Origin of the sequence: Faecalibacterium sp. DFI.5.82 (assembly GCF_029076575.1) — a bacterium.
Lineage (GTDB): Bacteria > Bacillota > Clostridia > Oscillospirales > Ruminococcaceae > Faecalibacterium > Faecalibacterium duncaniae.
This window is the reverse complement of the sequence record NZ_JARFIS010000065.1, coordinates 1-470: the sequence shown is the minus strand read 5'-3', so window position 1 is coordinate 470 and position 470 is coordinate 1. Positions and strand designations below refer to the sequence as shown.

The 470-nt window shown below is 61.5% G+C and carries 1 protein-coding gene; it reads right to left on the bottom strand.

Annotated elements, in window-relative coordinates:
- Positions 1-434, bottom strand: a 434-nt coding sequence (locus P0G09_RS15580; RefSeq protein ID WP_275253104.1) for a M24 family metallopeptidase C-terminal domain-containing protein, incomplete at its 3' end; no start/stop codon positions are given.
- Positions 435-470 lie beyond the last annotated feature (36 nt).

Genomic DNA, 470 nt, shown 5'->3' with positions numbered 1-470 from the left:
ATAAACCAAAATCGGGAGACCCCCTGCGGGGTCTCCCTTTTTTGTGGGTATGCTCCGATGGCAGCGCACTTCTTTGCCAGCCAATCCCGCTCTTCTTCATTCAGGCGGGGAGCCAGCTTCTCAAACACTTCGCGGTGGTAGGCGTTCAGCCAATCCAGCTCGTCCCGGGTCAGGACACCGGGCACCACAGGAGAGGTGGCAATGGGCACAATGGTCAGCGGACGGAAGGCCAGGAAGGTGCCGTACTGGTTGTCGGCCTTGTGGTAGCACTCCAGCTCGTTCTCAATGCGGATGCCCACCTGACCGGCCTCGTACACGCCCGGCTCATCGGTGATGATCATGCCCGGCTGGAACACCGTGGTGTTGCGGCCATTCAGGGCGTGGGGACCCTCGTGGACGTTGCCCACAAAGCTGACGCTGTGGCAGCACCTCATCAACTACCGCTGCGGCACCGGCCACAGCGTCAGCTT